The sequence below is a fragment of the Streptomyces meridianus genome (genome assembly GCF_023703325.1).
In the GTDB taxonomy this organism is placed as follows: domain Bacteria; phylum Actinomycetota; class Actinomycetes; order Streptomycetales; family Streptomycetaceae; genus Streptomyces; species Streptomyces meridianus.
Window position 1 is genome coordinate 1 of record NZ_JAMQGM010000013.1, and the last position, 14212, is coordinate 14212.

11 protein-coding genes and 1 pseudogene are annotated in these 14212 nt (G+C 73.9%); 4 read left to right on the forward strand and 8 right to left on the reverse strand.

Annotation, left to right across the window (positions count from 1 at the left end; translation table 11 throughout):
* The 3 genes from M1E25_RS05295 to M1E25_RS05305 form a co-directional block, all read right to left on the reverse strand.
* A partial coding sequence (locus tag M1E25_RS05295; RefSeq protein WP_251410357.1) for a serine/threonine-protein kinase occupies nucleotides 1-941 on the reverse strand: 941 nt, incomplete at its 3' end.
* A 311-nt stretch (nucleotides 942-1252) separates the two neighbouring features.
* A complete protein-coding gene (locus M1E25_RS05300) occupies nucleotides 1253-2041 on the reverse strand; it encodes a VOC family protein (protein WP_251410360.1) in 789 nt (262 codons plus the stop codon).
* A 70-nt stretch (nucleotides 2042-2111) separates the two neighbouring features.
* A complete protein-coding gene (locus M1E25_RS05305) occupies nucleotides 2112-2891 on the reverse strand; it encodes a VOC family protein (RefSeq protein ID WP_251410363.1) in 780 nt (259 codons plus the stop codon).
* Nucleotides 2892-3274: 383 nt separating this feature from the next.
* Here M1E25_RS05305 and M1E25_RS05310 point away from each other — a divergent pair, with 383 nt between their 5' ends.
* Nucleotides 3275-3922 (forward strand): TetR family transcriptional regulator, encoded by a 648-nt coding sequence (locus tag M1E25_RS05310; protein ID WP_251410366.1) that lies wholly within the window; start codon nucleotides 3275-3277, stop codon nucleotides 3920-3922.
* 143 nt (nucleotides 3923-4065) lie between these two features.
* Here M1E25_RS05310 and M1E25_RS05315 read toward each other — a convergent pair whose 3' ends face one another.
* Nucleotides 4066-4656 carry a GNAT family N-acetyltransferase gene (locus tag M1E25_RS05315; protein WP_251410370.1) on the reverse strand — a complete coding sequence of 197 codons (591 nt, stop codon included), beginning with the start codon at nucleotides 4654-4656 and terminating at the stop codon, nucleotides 4066-4068.
* A gap of 148 nt (nucleotides 4657-4804) precedes the next feature.
* Between M1E25_RS05315 and M1E25_RS05320 the strand changes: the two genes are divergently transcribed.
* Nucleotides 4805-5989: a flavin-containing monooxygenase gene (locus M1E25_RS05320; RefSeq protein ID WP_251410372.1), complete on the forward strand. Its 1185-nt coding sequence runs from the start codon at nucleotides 4805-4807 to the stop codon at nucleotides 5987-5989.
* A 27-nt stretch (nucleotides 5990-6016) separates the two neighbouring features.
* Here the strand turns inward: M1E25_RS05320 and M1E25_RS05325 are convergent, their stop codons facing one another.
* Entirely contained in the window at nucleotides 6017-7435 is a 1419-nt protein-coding gene (locus M1E25_RS05325; RefSeq protein ID WP_251410376.1) for an MFS transporter, read from the reverse strand.
* 146 nt (nucleotides 7436-7581) lie between these two features.
* On the opposite strand from M1E25_RS05325, the pseudogene M1E25_RS05330 reads away from it, so the two are divergent.
* Nucleotides 7582-8604: pseudogene (locus tag M1E25_RS05330) on the forward strand (GlxA family transcriptional regulator); the annotation flags it as partial.
* A 46-nt stretch (nucleotides 8605-8650) separates the two neighbouring features.
* Here the strand turns inward: M1E25_RS05330 and M1E25_RS05335 are convergent.
* A complete protein-coding gene (locus M1E25_RS05335; protein WP_251410379.1) occupies nucleotides 8651-11842 on the reverse strand; it encodes a bifunctional cytochrome P450/NADPH--P450 reductase in 3192 nt (1063 codons plus the stop codon).
* A 117-nt stretch (nucleotides 11843-11959) separates the two neighbouring features.
* On the opposite strand from M1E25_RS05335, the gene M1E25_RS05340 reads away from it, so the two are divergent.
* Nucleotides 11960-12595, forward strand: coding sequence for a LuxR C-terminal-related transcriptional regulator (locus tag M1E25_RS05340; RefSeq protein ID WP_372500524.1), 636 nt, complete (start codon nucleotides 11960-11962; stop codon nucleotides 12593-12595).
* A 255-nt stretch (nucleotides 12596-12850) separates the two neighbouring features.
* Here M1E25_RS05340 and M1E25_RS05345 read toward each other — a convergent pair whose 3' ends face one another.
* A complete protein-coding gene (locus M1E25_RS05345; protein ID WP_251410383.1) occupies nucleotides 12851-13312 on the reverse strand; it encodes an ATP-binding protein in 462 nt (153 codons plus the stop codon).
* A 254-nt stretch (nucleotides 13313-13566) separates the two neighbouring features.
* Nucleotides 13567-14106 carry an EF-hand domain-containing protein gene (locus M1E25_RS05350; protein ID WP_251410386.1) on the reverse strand — a complete coding sequence of 180 codons (540 nt, stop codon included), beginning with the start codon at nucleotides 14104-14106 and terminating at the stop codon, nucleotides 13567-13569.
* Between the last annotated feature and the right edge of the window lie 106 nt (nucleotides 14107-14212).

Below are 14212 nucleotides of genomic sequence, written 5' to 3' on the forward strand. Positions count from 1 at the left end.
GCCGCTGCCGGGGGGTGCGAGGGCGGCGGCGGCGTGCTGCGCCGTGCACCGCCGGCCCGCTCCTCGATGAGCGAGACGGCGGCCGGCGGCAGCCAGGCGGAAGCGGTGCCGCTGTCGTCCCCGCCGGCGGCGAACAGGTGCGGGGCGAGCTGCGACTGCAGGTCGGCGGGGCTGGGCCGGTGCTCGGGGGACATCTGCATGCAGGACTCGACGAGTGGCCGCAGGTCGTCGGGAAGCCCCTGGAGGTCGGGACCCTCGCGCAGCAGCATGAAGACCGTCTCGACCGGGTTCGCGCCGTGGTAGGGGGCATGGCCGGTGGCGGCGAAGACCAGGGTGGAGCCGAGCGAGAAGATGTCGCTCGCCCCGCTGACGCTGCGCGAGTCACGGGCCTGCTCCGGCGACATGTACGCGGGGGTGCCCACGGCGACGTTCGTCATGGTCAGCCGGGTGTTGGACACCCCGGACGCGATGCCGAAGTCGATGACCCGCGGGCCGTCCCCGACCACCAGAACGTTGGAGGGCTTCATGTCCCGGTGCACCAGCCCGGCCCCGTGGATCGACTGGAGGGCCTCGGCGATGCCGGCCGCCAGCCAGCGCACCGCCTGGGTCGGCAGCGGACCGCACTGGCTGACGATTTCCTCGAGGGAGGGCGCCGGGACGTAGGCGGTGGCGAGCCATGGCACCGCGGCACGCGGGTCGGCGTCCACGACGGCCGCGGTGTAGAAACCGCTCACCGCGCGGGCCGCCTCCACTTCACGTGTGAAGCGGACCCGGAACAGCTGGTCCTCGGCCAGCTCGGTACGGACCGTCTTGATCGCCACGCGCCGGCCGGACGCCGAGCGCGCGAGATAGACCAGGCCCATACCCCCGGCGCCGAGCCGTCCGAGCACCTCGAAAGGGCCGATCCGCCTCGGGTCGTGCTGCGTCAGCTGCTCCACCACTCTGCCTGCCACCTCCCCGTGGGGCCTGAAAACCTTCAGCCCCGTGCAGCGTCTCACCGCGGACCGTCCCGGGGTACGCAGCTTGATTGTTCCTGGCGACGGCGGCAGTTGCGAACTCGGGGGCGAAACGGGGTGTCATCCCCGGCCCCCCGGCCCTCATGAGCGGCGATGCATTCGCCTGACCGCCTGCCTCCGCGCGGCGAGCGCACCCATCGGGCGATGAGTCGCACACATGTGTGTAGCCGATATCCAGGCCGAGTTGAAGGAGGACGCGCCCGAGGCGGGCGTGCCGTCGGTCACCCGAGGCGGCGTCAGTCGCGGGTGAGGGCGATCACGGCGAATCGAGCGCCCTGGTCGTCCGCCAGCACCGCATGACGGCCGTACGGGGTGTCCGCGGGCTCCTCGACGACCCGCCCCCCGAGCCGGACCGCGGTCCGGGCGGACGCGTCACAGTCCTCGACGGCGAAGTACACGAGGAAGTACGGGGGCGTCTCGGCCGGCACCCCGGCCGCCATCACCTCGAGACCGCCGACGGCGTGCTCGGGTCCGGGCGACCGGCCGGCGAGGGACCACACGGTGAAGTCGGTGCCGTCGGTGAAGTCGGCCTGCTGGGCGCCGTAGCCGAACACGTCCTCGTAGAACCGCAGGCACCGCTCCTTGTCGCCGTCGCGGGTGTGCACCTCGGTCCAGGCGTACGATCCCGGCGCGCCCTTCAGGGCGAAGCCGGTGTGGGTGCCCGACTCCCAGAGGCCGAAGACGGCACCGGCCGGATCGGCCGCGAGGGCCACGGTTCCGAGGCGGCCGACGGCCAGCGGGCCGACGAGCACCCGGCCGCCGGCCTCCCGGACCGCGTCGCAGCCTGCCGCGGCGTCCGGGGTCGCCACGTAGACGTTCCAGACCGTGGGCATGCGGCCGTCGCCCTGGGGTGCCAGGGCAGCGACCTCCTTGCCGTCGCGCAGGGCGAGCACGGTGAACTCCCCGGCCCGGGTGCCCTCGCGGAAGGTCCAGCCGAACAGCTCTCCGTAGAAGCGCTTGCCCGCTGCGACGTCGGGCAGCGTGGCGTCCGCCCAGCAGGGCGTTCCGTCTGCGAATGCCACCATGGCGCCGGCCTCCTGTGCTGCGGGTCGGTGGAGCGGCCGGCAGCGGTGCCCCGCAGTCCGGCCCCTGTCGTCACTGCGGGCGTTCGCCCGTCGTCGTCGCGGGGTCCATCACGGCGAACACGGCTCCCTGCTGGTCGGAGACGACGGCGAGGCGGCCGAACGGGCTGTCCGCGGGGCCGGACCTGAGCTCACCGCCGAGCCGGCGGACGGTCTCCACGGCCCGGTCGCAGTCGTCGACCCCGAAGTGGACGAGCACGTGCGGCGGGGTCTCGGGCGGGAACCGGTCGTCCATCCTGAGCCGCCCGGCGGCCGCCGTGCCCCCGGCCTCGAAGACCGTGTAGCCACTGTCCGGGACCGGTACCGCCTCCAGCGGCATGACGTCCGGGTAGAAGGCGTCGGCCGCCTCGGCGTTGCGGACGCAGACGGTCGCCCAGACGTACGAACCCGGCTCGCCGTGCTTCTCGAAGCCGGTGTGGCGGCCGGCCTGCCAGACGCCGAAGAAGGTGCCCTCCGGGTCCTGGGCGATCATCATGCGTCCGTAGTCGGCTACATCCATGGGGTCGACGGCCGACCGGCCGCCGGCAGCCGTGATCCGCCGGGCTGTCCCGTCCACGTCGCAGGAGGCGAAATAGATGCTCCAGCTCGGCGGCGAGCCGGTCATCCCGGCGGGAGTGGGCACGACCGCGGCGACGCGCCGCCCCTCCGACCTGGCCTCGGTGTAGTTGCCGAACTCGGGGGAGCCGGCTTCGAAGGTCCAGCCGAGGAGCTCGCCGTAGAAGCGCTCGGCCGCCTCGAGGTCGGGGACCATGGCGTCGGCCCAGCAGGGCACGCCGTCCGGGAAAGCGGCCATGACGAGTCCCCTCTGTGCTGTAGGCCCTGATTTGTTACGTTAGCCGCCCGTCGGGGCGGCCGCCCGCGAGGAGGGCCCGGCCCGCGCGGACGGGCGGCCCGTCACTCCACCGGCCCAATCGGCTCGGAAGCGGAACCGAGCGGCGGCCCTGCCCGGTCGCCACGGCTGTCCACAGGTTGTTGACAGCGCACCACCAGGGGCCGCCGGGACGGTCGGCAAGACTGCGGAGCGGACGGTTCCGCCGCCACTTCCGCACCACACGCCCCTGGTCGCACCACCCGGCCCGCGACCGTCCTGAGCTGGCCGTTCACCCTACGCAGCCGGGCACTCCCCATTTGCCGCTGCCGAATCGCGCTCTCATCACCCGTCGGTAAGCTGACGACATGACAGGACAAGTTCGCACGGTCGACGGACGGGTCGCCGGGCGCCGCGGACAGGCCACGCGGCAGAAGCTGCTCGACTGCCTCGGCGAGATGCTCAGCTCCTCGCCCTACCGCGATGTCAAAGTCATCGACGTCGCCCGCAAGGCGGGAACCTCACCCGCGACCTTCTACCAGTACTTCCCCGACGTCGAGGGGGCCGTTCTGGAGATCGCCGACGGGGTGACCAAGGAGAGCTCCGACCTGACGGAGCTGGTCGCCGGCCGGTCGTGGGCCGGCAAGGCCGGTCGGCAGTCGGCCGAGGATCTGGTCGACGGCTTCCTGTCCTTCTGGCGGAGGCACGACGCCATCCTCCGCGTCATCGATCTCGGTGCGGCAGAAGGGGATAAACGGTTCTACAAGATCCGGATGAAGCTCCTCAACGCCGTGACCAACCCGCTGACGGAGGCCGTCAAGGACCTCCAGTCCAAGGGCAAGATCGACAAGGAGGTCAACCCCTCGGCGGTGGCCGGCTCGCTGGTCTTCATGCTCGCCGCGGCCGCGTCGCACCAGAAGGGCTTCACCACCTGGGGCGTCAAGCAGGCCGAACTCAGGCCGAACCTGGCGATGCTCGTCCACCTGGGTGTGACCGGCCGCAAACCGCCCCGCTGACCCCTCCGCGGCGCACGACGGCCCCGGACCCGGCGCCACCGCGGGCACCTGCGCACACGTCCCGGAACCGGCCTGCGCACACGTCCCGGAACCGGCCTGCCGCCGGCACCACCGGCGCGTCCCGTCCCGCGCCTGCCGTGCGCTCAGCGCCCCGGCCCGCCCCCCGAGGGCGGCGGATCCGTGGCCAGCCGGGCGTGCAGATGGACGTCGCGGAAGGCGTCCCGGCGTCCGCTCTCGTGCATCGCCCCCCGCAGCACGCCTTCGAAGCTGTAGCCGGCCCGCTCGGCGATCCGGCAGGAGACCTCGTGCCCCAGGGCGTGGCCCAGCTCCAGTCGGTGCAGACCCACCTCGTCGAACGCCCAGCGCGTGCACAGCTCCAGCGCCCGCCCGGCGATGCCCCGGCCGCGTGCCTCGGGCAGGACCCAGTAGCCGACCGTCGCCGAGCCCATCTCACGCTCGATCATGCTGATGCCCACGTGCCCGGCCACTTCGCCGTCCGCGACGACGGCGAAGTGCGCGAACTCGCCGCTCTCCCACCCGTCGGCGCGGCTGCGGACGAACTCCCGGGCGTCCGACAGATCGTCCACGGGCCGCAGCTGCGTGTTCCAGCGCAGGAACTCCGGGTCCGTCAGGCCGCGCAGGACCGCATCGGCGTCCCGCTGCTCCCAGCTGCGCAGCTCCAGTCCGTAGCCGCGCAGTTCGGCGGGCTGCAGCGGTTCCCGCTGATGCGCCATCGCGCCCCCTTCGACACCTCGGTGCGCTCCGGCCCTCGCCCTCGTCGAGGACAACCGGGCCGGAACGCACCCACAACGTGATCCTTCCGCAACCGTATCCGACCCGAACTGACCAGTACGCGTCAATCATCCGGCTACGCTCGCCATCATGTCCGACATCACCCCCACAACGCCCGATGGGCCGCCTGCGTACGTCATAGGCGGCGGTCCGGCCGGGCTCGCCACGGCCGCGGTCCTGGGCGCCTACGGTGTCCCCGCCGTCGTCGTCGAACGATCCGGCGCGGTGGCCGCCTCGTGGCGACGGCACTACGACCGGATGACACTGCACACCACCCGGCGCCGCTCGGCACTGCCGGGCTCGCCGATCCCCCGCTCGTCCGGGCGCTGGCCCGGACGCGACGCCATGGTGCGCTACCTCGAGCAGTACGCCGAGGAGCACCGGCTGGAGATCGTCACCGGGGTGGAGGTCTCCCGCGTCGACCGGGCACCGGAGGGTGCGGGCTGGATCCTGCGGGCAACGGGCGGCCGGGAGCCGCGGACGGACGCCGTCGTGGTGGCCACCGGACTCAACCACACCCCGTTCGTCCCGGCCTGGCCCGGCCGGGACGACTTCTGCGGCGAACTGCTGCACGCCGGCCACTACCGGCGCCCGGACCGGTACCGAGGCCGTGACGTGCTGGTCGTCGGAGCGGGCAACACCGGTGCCGACGTCGCGCTCGACCTCGCACAGGGCGGGGCGGGCCGGGTCCGGCTCGCGGTGCGCACCGCCCCGCACATCGTCCGCCGTTCCGTCCTCGGCATACCGGCCCAGTCCTGCGGCATCCTGGCCCGGCGGCTGCCCCGGCGGGCGGTGGACCGGGCGGCCCGCGGGCTCGCCCGCGTCTGTCTGCCGGACCTCGCCCCGTACGGGCTGCCGCAGCCGGAGACCGGGATGTCCGCGCTCCTGCGGGCCGGTGCCGTCCCGGTGGTGGACACCGGGATCGTCCGGTCCATCGGCAGGGGCCGGGTCGAACCGGTCGCGGCCGTGGAGTCGTTCGACGGGGACAAGGTGCGGCTCGCCGACGGCACCGACATCGCGCCCGACACGGTGATCGCCGCGACCGGCTACCGGCGCGGGCTCGAGGACCTGGTGGGGCACCTGGAGGTGCTGGACGAGCACGGGCGGCCCCCGCTGCTCGGACGGCGGGCCCGGCCGGCCGCTCCGGGGCTGTACTTCACGGGCTACACCAATCCGGTCAGCGGCATGCTCCGGGAGATCGCAGCCGAGTCGCACCGGATCGCGAAGGCGATCGCCCGGGAACGGGCCCGCGCAGCGGCGGCCGGCTCCGGTTGACGTCCTGCGACGACCGCCCGGCAGCCCTCAGACCGCCGGGACCGCCGCCGGCGGCGCCTCCGGGCGGCGGCGGATGACCAGCGCCATCAGGGCTGCCGCCGCACACAGCGCGCCGGAGCCGAACCAGGCCGCGTCGTACGAGCCCGTGACGTCGCGCAGCGCGCCGGCGGCGACGGCTGTCAGGCCGGCCCCGATCTGGTGCGCGGCGAGCACCCAGCCGAAGACGATCGCGCCGCCGTCGCCGAAGTGGCGACGGCACAGGGCGACCGTCGGGGGCACGGTGGCCACCCAGTCCAGTCCGTAGAAGACGATGAAGAACAGCATCGGCGGGTGGACCGCGTCCGCCAGCAGCATCGGCAGGAAGACCAGGGAGACGCCGCGCAGGCCGTAGTAGGCGGCCAGCAGTCGGCGTGCGTCGAAGCGGTCCGTGAACCAGCCCGAGGCGACCGTCCCGAGCAGGTCGAAGACTCCGATGACGGCCAGCAGGCCCGCGGCGGCCGTCGTCGGCATGCCGTGGTCGTGCGCCGCCGGCACGAAGTGGGTGCCGATGAGGCCGTTGGTGGAAGCGCCGCAGATGGCGAACGTGCCGGCGAGGAGCCAGAACACCCGGGTGCGGGCCGCGGTGCGCAGCGCGCCGAGAGCCCTGACGGCCGCACCGCCCGCCACCGGCGGCGGCACGTCGGCATCGACGGGGCCGGCGCCGTAGCGGGTGGTGCCGACGTCCTCGGGCCGGTCGCGCAACAACCACAGCACGAGGGGGACGACGGCGAGCGCCGCGGCGGTGACGGCGAGCGTGGCCGTCCGCCAGTCGTACCGACTCGCCAGCCAGGCGACCAGCGGCAGGAAGACCAGCTGACCGGCAGCGCTGCCGGCGGTGAGCACACCGGTGACCAGCCCGCTCCGGGCCACGAACCAGCGGTTCACCACGGTGGCCACGAACGCCGGCGCCATCGAGCCCGTCCCGAGACCGACCAGGACACCCCAGCACAGGATCAGTTGCCAGCTCGCCTGCATGAGGACCGTCAGGCCGCTGCCGGCGGCGACGAGCAGCAGCGCGCCCGCGGCGACCCTCCGCATCCCGAACCGCTCCATGAGCGCGGCGGCGAACGGCGCGGTCAGGCCGTACAGCACCAGGTTGACGGATACGGCGGACGCGATGGTGGCGCGCGACCAGCCGAATTCCGCGTGGAGCGGGTCGATCAGGACGCTCGGGGCCGCGCGGAAGGCGGCCGCCCCGACGAGGGCGACGAAGGCGACGGCGGCGACCCACCAGGCGTGGTGGATGCGCGGGCGCGGGGCCGACGGGACGGTCGCGGACGGGGACGTCGGGACGGGCGGGGCCGACGGGCCGGAGGAGCCGGAGGAGCCGGACGTGAGGGCAGGCAGCACGCCACTTGCCGGTGCGGACGGCGGGGATTCACGGGTCACCGGGTCATCGTCGGGCATCTGCGAGTACGGTGCGAGTGGCCCGAAGGACATGGTTCGCAAGAATCGGGCCGACCCGGCCGGCCCCGCATCAGGCCGGCACCGGCCCGCCAACCCGGCGCACACTCCCCGGCCCCCCGGAGCGCCCCGAGCACCTGGGAGAACCGATGCCGCACGACACCGCCGTCCCGGGCGGCGACCCGGCGGCGGACCCACCCGGCACGGAACCGACCGCGGACGCACCCGCCCGGCCCCACCGGATCGTCGTGCTCGTGCTGCCCGGTGTGATCCCGTTCGAACTGGGCATCCCGTACCGGATCTTCGGCAAGGCCCTCTCGGCGACCGGCCGCCCCCTGTACGAGGTGGTCAGCTGCACGCCCGAGCCGGGCCCGGTCCGCTCGGACGCCGACTTCGGCCTGCACGTCGACCGGGGCCCGGAGGCGCTGGCCGAGGCGGACACGGTCGTCGTCCCGTCGACGTACGAACTGGGACCCATGCACGAGCGGGGCAGTCCGACGGAGCGGCTGACCGCGGCGTTCGCCCGGGTGCGCCCGGGCACCCGGATGGTGTCGATCTGCACCGGCGCGTACGTACTCGCCGCGGCCGGGCTGCTGGACGGCCGCCCGGCCACCACCCACTGGAGCGCCGCCGGCCACTTCCAGCGGACCTATCCCCGGGTCCGGGTCGACCCCGACGTGCTCTTCGTCGACGACGGGGACGTCCTCACCTCGGCGGGCGTCGCCTCCGGCATCGACCTGTGCCTGCACATCGTGCGCCGCGACCACGGAGCTGCGGTCGCCCGCGAGGTCGCGCGGCGCAGTGTCGTACCGCCGCACCGGGACGGCGGCCAGGCGCAGTTCGTCCACCGGCCGGTGCCCGAGCCCGGGCAGCCCGGCACGGCGGCCGCCCGGGCCTGGGCGCTCGCCCGGCTGGACCGCCCGGTGCACCTGCGGGAGTTGGCGGCACAGGAGTCGATGAGCGTACGGACATTCACCCGGCGCTTCCGGCAGGAGACCGGACTCAGCCCCGGCCGGTGGCTCGCGCAGCAGCGGATCGACCGCGCACGCCACCTGCTCGAGTCGAGCGACCTGTCCGTCGACGGGGTCGCCCGGGCAGCCGGGTTCGGCTCGGCCTCGTCGCTGCGCCAGCACCTCCAGTCGGCCCTCGGGGTCTCCCCTACCGGCGGACGTTCCGCTCCCGCAGCGCTACCTGAACTCCCCTTCCGTGAGCGGGCGTTCAGCCGGCGTAGACGTCCTCCACGTACCGCCCGGCGACGGTCAGCTCGCGGAGCCAGGCGTCGGCGGCCCCGGTGCCGCAGCGGGTGCGGTGCGCGTACAGGTCGCGGAAAGCGGTCCGTACGCCCGGCGCCATGCGGCTGCCGTCACCGCACACGTAGACCTTCGCCCCGGCCTCGAGCAGGTCCCAGATCTCATCGCCCTCCGCGGCGATGCGGTGCTGGACGAAGAGGTGTCCGTGCTCGGGTGCCTCGCTGAACACCGGCCGCAGCGAGACCGCTCCGGCCGCCTCGGCCGCGCGCAGTTCGCCGGCGTGGAGGAAGTCCGCGTCGGGGGCGTCGCAGCCGAAGTACAGCAGCGCGGGAGCCCTGCCCGTGCGGCCGGCGCGGTCGGCGACGGCGCCGCGGAAGGGGGCCAGACCGGTCCCGGCAGCCACCATGATCACCGGAACGTCGGAGTCCGGGTCGATGCGGAACGCCTCCCGGCACGGCTGGACCCGCGCCAGGACGGTGTCGCCGGGCGCGAGCGAGGCGAGATGACCGGAACCGGTGCCGCGGTAGGTGCCGCGGCCCGAGCGCGCCGGGGCCCGCAGCACCGAGACCATCAGGTCCGCGTGGCGCGGATCCACCGCCGGCGACGAGGAGACGGAGTAGTGCCGGGTGCGCAGCGGCGGCAGCAGTTCGAGCACCACCGGCCACGGCAGGGCGTCGCGCAGCGCCGGATGGTCCTCGACCAGCTCGAGGACGGTGCGCCCGTCGGGCTCCGCGGCGAGGGCGCGCAGCGCGGCCTGCTCGGGCGGGCAGGGGTTCAGTCCGGCCAGCCGCGCGATCCGCCCTTCCGTCGCCGGGTCCTGCAACTCCAGGTGGTGGGCGAGCAGGTGACGGACGGCGACCGGGCGGTCGAGCGGGAGGGTGTCGCGTCCGGGGCGGCGGGCGCCGATGTTCAGCACCGTGTCCGGATCGGCGCCGAGGAGGGCCGCGGCCCGCTCCACCAGGCCGGGATCGTTGACCGGGAGGACGGACAGGTGGTCGGCGGTGCGGTACTCGGTGCCCTCGGGGAGCGCGAGTCGAAGGAACCGCTTGGTGCGCGGGTGGCCGGGGGCGGTGAGGTCACGGGCCTCGGTGACGGTCATCGGCGTCAGGTCGTGCCGGGCGGCGAGCGCGTCCAGCGGTTCGCCCGCCACCTCGGTCACGACGTAGGCGGGCCCCTCGTCGGCACCGGGCGCGGCGCCGCCGCTCGCCGGGTCGCCGTACCGGGCCAGGAGGGTGTCCCGCAGTTGCGCCGCGAACGCGTCGACGGCGCCGCCGAGATCGGCCGAGGCGTCCGCCTCGACCCGCGGGAACAGCGACTCCGCTCCGAGCGCGGCGAGCCGCTGGTCGATCAGGGTGGGCACCCGCTGGTAGGTCGCCGCCCAGTTGCGGTCGCCGACCCCCAGCACCGCGTACACGGCGCCGTCGGCGGCCCCCGGCCCGGCCTGTTCCGCCCAGGTGACGAAGGCCGCCGCGTCGTCGGTGGGGCGGCCGTTGTAGGACGCGGCGACGACGGCCATCGGCCGGTCCCCGGGCAGCCCGCCGGCCCAGGCGTCGAGCGGGGCGACGTCGGTGTCCGCACCGAGCGCCTGCGCCTCGTCGGCCAGCCGGAGGGCGAACTCGCGGCAGGTGCCGTAGTTGGTGCCGTGCAGGACCAGCAGGCCGGTGCCCTCGACGACCCGGGTGGGCCGTGCCGGGTCGCCGGCCTCGGCCGCCCCGCGTGCCGGAGCTCCCGCCCGTCCGCCGGACAGTGGCAGGGCCGCCCGGTCCGCCACCCGGTCCGCGGACGTGCGCGCGGCGAGCGTCATCCGGAAGCCGTCGGGCTTGAGGGTGAGCGACTCCTTGATGCTCAGGCGGTAGTCGTCGCTGTCGAGGAACCGGTAGCGGTGGGCCAGCATGCCGAGCAGCATGGTCGCCTCGTGCAGCGCGAACTGCCGCCCGATGCAGGCCCGTTCACCGGTGCCGAAGGGCTTGTACGCGTGCGGCGAGCGGGCCGCCTCGGCCTCCGGCGCGAACCGCGCGGGGTCGAACAGCTCGGGGTTGTCGCCCCACACGGGGTCGCGGTGCAGCATCGGCGTGAGCACGGTGACGCCCTGCCCGGCCGGCAGCGACCAGCGGCCGGCGAGCACCGTGTCCTCCCGCGCCTGGCGGCTGAAGGCGGCCGCGGTGGGCCACAGGCGCAGCGTCTCGTTCAGCACCTGGCGGGTGAACGTGAGGCGGCCGACGTCCTCGAACGTCGGGTCGGGGTCGGTGGTGTCACCCCACAGCTCGTCGGCCTCGCGCTGCACGAGCCGCAGTGCGATCGGGTCCTTGAGCAGGTGGTGCAGGGCGAACGACAGGGCCCCGGAGGTGGTTTCGTGTCCGGCGATCAGGAAGGTGATGACCTGGTGGCGGATGTTGGCCGGGTCCAGCGTCGTGCCGTCGGCCGGGTGCGGCTCGCCCAGCATCAGCCCGAGCAGATCGTCGGTGGAGGTGTCCCCGGAGCGCCTGCGGTTGTCGATCACCTCGTCGACCACGGACGCCAGGAAGGCGGCATCGGCGCCGAACGCCTCGTCCTCGGCGGTGTGGTCGCTGCCGGGCATCCGGCCGAGCCGGCGCATGCTCCACTCCAGGGAGCGCACCATGGCGGCGACGAAGGGGTGCGGCTCGGAGCGGGTGAACGACTCGAAGTCGTAGCCGAATCCGGTGAGCCCGATGGTGTCGAGCGTCATCCGCGTCATGTCCTCGGACACGTCGACGGGTGTCCCCTGCGCGAGGTGCCGGTCCCAGGAGGCGACGAGGCGCCGGGCGACGCGGACCATGGCGGGGTGGTAGGCGCGCATCGCCCCGAGGGCGAAGGCGGGCATGAGGATGTCGTGCGCCTTGGACCAGTTGGGCTCGTCGTTGTAGGCGGTGAACAGCCCGTCGGCCGCGAACGCGCGGACCGCCTCCAGCGCCGGGCTCACCCACTTCGCGAAGCGCTCCTCGTCGGCGAGTTCGGTGACGAGGTCGAGCGAGGTGACGAACAGGGCGTCCCGGCCGTGCACCCGCCGCCGGAAGACCGGACCGTGCCGGCGGGCCAGCTCCATGGCCTGCTGGATCGGGGACGCGAGTCCGGGCGAGTTCGAGACATCGACGACCGGGATGTCCTCGGCCTGCTGCGCGAGGGGCGACGCGTTGATCATGTCTCGAGTCTGACTCCCCCGGCCCGCCGGGGCACGGGGAGTCCCTGCATGATTGTGTAGTGGCCCGCCGCCGGCGGGGCTTGCGCCGCCGCTGTGCACCGGATAGGGAGCCGGCACGTGATCGAGGACCCGGACGACCCCGTAACCTGGCGCAACCGGTTCCTGCTGCTGCTGGACCGGATGCCCGCGCCGATCGCCGTCTGCTGCGCCAACGGCGAGGTCGTCCTCGCGAACCCCGCCATGGCCGCCGAGTGGGGTACCACGGCGGGCCGGCTCCCGGGCTGCAATCTGCGCGACTTCTTCCGGCCGCTTGCCGCCGCCCAGTTCGACCGGCTCGTCGAGGCGCTGCGGCTGGGGCGTCGCTCCCGCTACCGGCTTGCCGTCCGGTGGACCGGCCCCGACGGGACGGAGCGGGAGGGCGAACTCACGGTGGATCCGGTCGGCGCCCCCGCTCCGCCGGGCCCGTTGCTGCTCGCGGTGCTGGACGCGCCGGACGGCCGGCCCCCACGGCCCGCGCCCGAGGTGACTCCCGCGGAGACCCGCATCCTGGCGCTGGCCGCGACCGGTGCGACGACCGCGGAGATCGGCCGGACGATGGGCCTGACGACGGACGGGGTCAACTACCACCTGGGGCGGCTGAAGCAGCGCTGGCGGGTGCCCAACCGGACGGCCGTGGTGGCGAAGGCGTACACGCTGGGCGTCCTGGACGCGGGCCGCTGGCCTCCGGGGCCGGGTGAGCCCGGCACTACCTGAACCGGCGGGCACAGACGCCCGGGCCGGGCGGATCAGGTCGGGCGGCGGCGCGCTCGTGCGCGCCCCGAGCGCGGCACGACGGCCGCCGCCCGGATCCGGTGCGGGGCAGGCGGTGAGCCACCGCGGCACCGGGGAACGACCCGCATTCGCCGAGGACCTGCCGGAGGCCCTCGTCGTCCCCTCGCAACGAATCGCTGAACCCAAGAGTGATCAAGCCGACACGTCACGTCAACACCGCATCCGGAATTCGCCCCGTCATGCACGGTTCGCGACGGCGTACCGGGGGGCGCGGACGTGCGGCCGGGGGATCGCACCGTGGTCCAGTTCGCACCAGACCCGCTTGCCCGCGCCCTCGGCCTGCCAGCCCCAGCGATCGGCCAGCCCGTCGACGAGTTCCAGGCCGCGCCCGTCGGTGTCGTCCCGCTCGGCGTGACGCGGACGGGGCGGGCGGGCGCTGCCGTCGGCGACCTCGACACGCACCATGCCCGCTCCGGCCGCCGCCCCTGCCGCAGGCAACTGTATCCGCAGCACGGCCGAACAGCCCGTGTGCAGAACGGCGTTGGTGACGAGCTCCGAAATGAGCAGCACCAGCGTCTCCGCCAGCGGATCGTCGGCGCCCAGCCCCGCCGCGTCGAGCCGGGAGCGGGCCCACCTGCGGGCGCGCCCCACCTCCGCGGGATCGGGTCGTACCACGAGCTGAACCTGAAGCACCTGCACCGCTCACACCATCCGAACCGGCGGGAACATCGCCGCGCGTCTTTGAGTGATCACAGAATGTGACACCGTCGTGACCCAGCATGAGCGACGCTCCGCGGCCCCAACAAGCGCTTCGGGCATATTCCGACGCAAGGAGTACATGTGCTGCATACTGTGCGACGCATCGGCTCCGGGCTCGAACGCCCCATGCACGCACGACGAGGCCGGCGCCCGGGAGGGAACCCCGGGCTCCGGCCTCGTCGTGAGCCGGTGGCTCAGTCCTTGGGCTCGGACGTCGTGTAGTAGCCGGCGAACGCGGTGATGATCTCCTCCTCGGAGATCATGCCGTCGGCGTCCCCGTCGAGCGCGGAGGCGACCTTGCCGCACATCTCGGGCTTCACGCCCAGGACCCGCAGGACGCGCTCGGCGCGGTCCGTGGCGAGCTTGCCGTTGCGCTCCTCGGCCGCCACGTCGAGGACCGCGTGCAGGAACGGGCGCGCGATCTCGGCGAATTTCATGGAGTCGTCGCGCAGCCGCTTGAGCGCCTGGGTGGTGAACTCCTCACGGGTGATGCGCTGATCGCCGTCACGGTCGGCGATCCCCGCCATGCCCTGCCAGAAGGCCTCGGCGCCCTCGTACAGCGCCTGACCCTCGACGGAACGGGCGGCGGTGCCGAACTCCCGGAGGACAGCGGCGGCAGCGCCCTTGAAGTCCTCGCGGGAGATGTAGCCGTTGCCGTCCTGATCGAACGTGGCGAAACGCTCGGCCACCTTGCGGTCGTAAGACTCGCCGGCGGCGGATTCGGCCTTGTCCACGGAGTTACCTCACGTCTCGTAAGAGGGTTGCCGAGGTCAGAACCATACGGATGTCCCGCCCGGCGGCAAAGTTCGTGCAGCGTGCACCGGCGGGCGGAGCGCGGCG